Source organism: Brachyspira sp. (genome assembly GCF_050873525.1).
GTDB lineage: Bacteria > Spirochaetota > Brachyspiria > Brachyspirales > Brachyspiraceae > Brachyspira.
Genome location: NZ_JBNMIZ010000242.1, coordinates 1 through 3,768, shown reverse-complemented (window position 1 = coordinate 3,768; position 3,768 = coordinate 1). Strand labels below are relative to the sequence as shown.

At 31.9% G+C, this 3,768-nt stretch carries 3 protein-coding genes; 1 reads left to right on the top strand and 2 read right to left on the bottom strand.

Features of this window, described 5'->3' with window-relative positions; translation table 11 throughout:
- Window positions 1-72: 72 nt before the first annotated feature.
- Complete coding sequence (locus tag ACR0QS_RS11930) at window positions 73-1,056, top strand: vWA domain-containing protein (protein ID WP_432633675.1); 984 nt, start codon at window positions 73-75, stop codon at window positions 1,054-1,056.
- A 217-nt stretch (window positions 1,057-1,273) separates the two neighbouring features.
- Here ACR0QS_RS11930 and ACR0QS_RS11925 read toward each other — a convergent pair whose 3' ends face one another.
- Together ACR0QS_RS11925 and ACR0QS_RS11920 are read right to left on the bottom strand one after the other, a co-directional pair.
- On the bottom strand, window positions 1,274-2,464 hold the full coding sequence (locus ACR0QS_RS11925) for a DUF819 domain-containing protein (protein WP_432633674.1): 1,191 nt from the start codon (window positions 2,462-2,464) through the stop codon (window positions 1,274-1,276).
- 134 nt (window positions 2,465-2,598) lie between these two features.
- Window positions 2,599-3,660 (bottom strand): NAD(P)-dependent alcohol dehydrogenase, encoded by a 1,062-nt coding sequence (locus ACR0QS_RS11920; protein ID WP_432633673.1) that lies wholly within the window; start codon window positions 3,658-3,660, stop codon window positions 2,599-2,601.
- Window positions 3,661-3,768: the final 108 nt, after the last annotated feature.

The window sequence follows — 3,768 nt, the reverse complement described above, 5'->3', positions numbered from 1 at the left end:
TTATAATGTTTTATATTTTAAATATATTTTTTAATTTTTAATTCGATAATTTGAAAGGAAATTTCTAAATAAATGTTTTTCGGAAAATTTAATTATATTTTTTTATACGCTTTTTTGCCAATACTTATAATTTTATTCGTTTTATCTCGAAAAAAAGTAAATAAAGTTTTGTCAATATTTATAAAAAATTTCAATTTCAAAAAAGATAAATATTATAAAAGAATGTCGAATTTAAAAATATCTTCGGTTTCATTTTTGATAATTTCCGTAGCGGTTTTGATTTTCGCTTTGATGCAGCCTAAATGGGGAATAGTCGAACAAAAAATAAGAACGGAAAGCTATATGATAACGATACTTTTGGATTTGTCTAAAAGTATGGAAGCGAACGATATATATCCTTCAAGATTGGGAAGAGCGAAATTGGAAATAGAAAATTTTATAAAGAGCGAAGATAATTTGTCGGTTGCTTTAGTCGGTTTTGCGGGAACAAGTTTTATAGCTTCGCCTTTCACTCAAGATATGGAAACTTTTACTTATATACTCGATAATTTAAGCGCGAAATCCGTAACTTTACAAGGAACGAGAATCGCGGACGCGTTGCAAACTGCCAAAAATACTTTCAATGTAAATTCAATAAGCAGAAAATCAATAATTCTTATAACGGACGGAGAAGACCATGCGGGATATTTTGATTCGATATTAAAAGAATTGAGAGATAACGATATAAGAGTATATACGGTTGGAATTGGTTCGGAAGAAGGAGCGAGCATAACATCCGATTTGGGAGTAGCGGGACGGACGATTATTTCAAAAAGAGACGATGCTACTTTACAATTAATATCCGATTCTACAGGAGGCAAAAGTTATCTTTCGGCAAATACTTCGCTTAAAGAAATTTTCGGCGATATAAAAAATAATATGGATTCCGTTTCTTCTATAAGAAATAATAGAAATTATAAAGAGAGATTTCAAATATTCGTTTTTATTTCGGTTATTTTAATTATAGTTTCGATTATTTTGAATCTGCTTACTCAAGTGAAAATTAAGGAGAATTAATTTTTATTAATATTATGATAACATACTTTATAATATTTCTATATAATGTTCACGAGGGTTTGAAAAATCCGCAACTTGCCAATACTAAAGTCACAGAATGCAGCGCACAGAGTGAAGCGGACAGTGTCCAGTCGCCAAGTAATATAAAATTAACGAACTGTATAAATCAAAAATATTCATTAAAAATTTTTGTCAACACATTAATTTAAATAAAAAATCATATCAATAAATTACCGATTAAAACTCCAAAATATGTTCCGATAGCGTATCCGAAAACTCCGACAAGCATTATCGGTCCCACAAGTTCGAACCAGCCTTTAGATATAGCCATAGCCGTAGCGGTTGTAGGTCCTCCTATATTGGCGTTTGAAGAGAGTATAATTTCTTCCAAATTGAAATTTAATATTTTGCCGAAAACTAAAGTGAAAACCATATTTATAAAAATCGCTATCAGACAAAAAACGAATAAAAGAGGAGAATTTTTTATTATTTCGTTTAAGGAAGCGGGACAGCCTATGACAAAAAAGAATAAATAAATAAAAAAAGTTCCCGTCTCCTGCGATAAATTTATTTTATTAAAAATATTTTTAAAAACGGACGCGCAAATAATCGATATGGTTGTAATAATCAAATATTGATTGCCAAGCAAACCGTTAAAAGTTTTTAAGAAAATATTATTAATCGGAATAAAATTTGAGAATATATTTGCAATATGTTTGGAAATTAAAACTATAATAAAACTTACGGCTATATTTATTATAATATCTCTTATTAAAAAATATTTTTTATAATTTTTTTCTAAAATTTCTTTCGCTTTATATTCAAGATTTATTTTATTCGTTTTATTATTTTCTTCAATTTTATCTATATACGGATGTTTATAAATTATTCTAAAAATTTTAATCGAAGATATAGATATTAGAACGAAAAAATATAAAGCCATTAAAAAATTATCGGCAACCGTTACGGCGGAAATGGTTTTTTCCGACACATTAAAAGTATCCGCTAAAGCCATAAGATTAACCGTGCCGCCTATATAAGTTCCCGTTATCATAGCGGCTACTCCTTCTATTTCGTTTATATAATTTTTAAGCAGGAAATAAGCCGTTAAAGTTCCCGCGGTCGTTCCGAAAGAACCTATTAAAAAAATTATTAATAATCTTCCGCTTTCTTTCCATATTTTCTTTATATCGCATTTCATTAATAATAAAGGTATTGAAATCGGAACTATATAATTCCATACTATATTATAAGTCGGAGCTTCCGTAGGAATTATTCCGAAATTGCTTAAAATCATAGCGAAAATTAAAGCTATCACTGGAGCGGAAATAACCGAAGCCCATTTTAATTTGCGCTCGATTATAAAACTTAAAATTGAAAAAAATATTATTATAATCCATAAAGCCAAATGATTTTCAGGCTTGATAATAGTCGTATTTATAATTATTTCCTTAAAAATATATTTTCAAAAATTAAAGGACAAGCGTTTAATTTAAATTTATTTTAAACTAACGCCTGCCCAATACTATGAGTTTAATTTATTTATTTTTCTATACTAACAACTGGTTTAATCAAGTCCGCAGGTTTATCTCTCATCATAAATAAAGCTTTTTCCAAATTATCCCAGCCTTCGAATACATGCGAAACCAAATGATGAACATTCAATTTGCCTGAAGAAACCAAAGAACCCAATTTTTCCATTCTCAATCTTCCGCCTGGCATGAGTCCGCCGAATATAGCTTTATGTCCCATACCGACTCCCCATTCGGCTCTTGGAATTTGAACATAATCGCCTTTACCCAAATAGTTTACATTTCCTATTTTTCCGCCGGGTTTTAACGAACGAACGGCTTCCGCAAAAGTTTCAACTTCTCCTCCAGCTATGATAACTTTATCAACGCCTTTTCCGTTTGTCATATCCAAAACTTGTTTGTCTATAGGTCCGTTTTTATAGCTTATGAATTCGTCCGCTCCGTATTTTTTTGCAGCTTCTATACAGTTTTTTCTCGTTCCGACTGCAAGAATTCTTGAAGCTCCTCTCAAGCTCGCGCCCGCAACTCCCATTAATCCTACAGGTCCTATTCCTATAACCAAAACCGTATCTCCGTATTGAATATCGGCAAGTTCCGCTCCATGAAATCCCGTAGGAACCATATCGGAAAGCATACAAGCGTCAATCGGGTCGATATTTTTAGGAAGTAAAGCCAAGTTTCCGTTCGCGTCATTAACATGGATAAACTCTCCAAATACTCCGTCTTTGAAGTTTGAGAATTTCCATCCCGCAAGCATACCGCCGGAGTGCATAGAATATCCCGCTTGAGCTTCGACAGAATCCCAATCTGGAGTAATCGCTGGAATCAATACTCTGTCTCCTTTTTTGAAGTCAGTCACCAAACTTCCGACTTCCACAACCTCTCCGCAAGCTTCATGTCCTAAAATCATATTATGTCTTTCGCCTATAGCTCCTTCCCATAATGTGTGAACATCCGAAGTGCATATTGCAACCGCCAAAGGTTTTACAATGGCGTCTTTGGGACCGCAGGCTGGTCTTTCTTTTTCAATCCAACCAGATTCCCCTATTTTTAACATAGCATAGCCTTTCATAATATTTTCTCCTTTGCTATAATGTTTTTTAGATTTGTTCACATTATATAACATTTATTTAATTATGTCAAAATAATTCTAACTTAAAATAATCGAATCATATATATA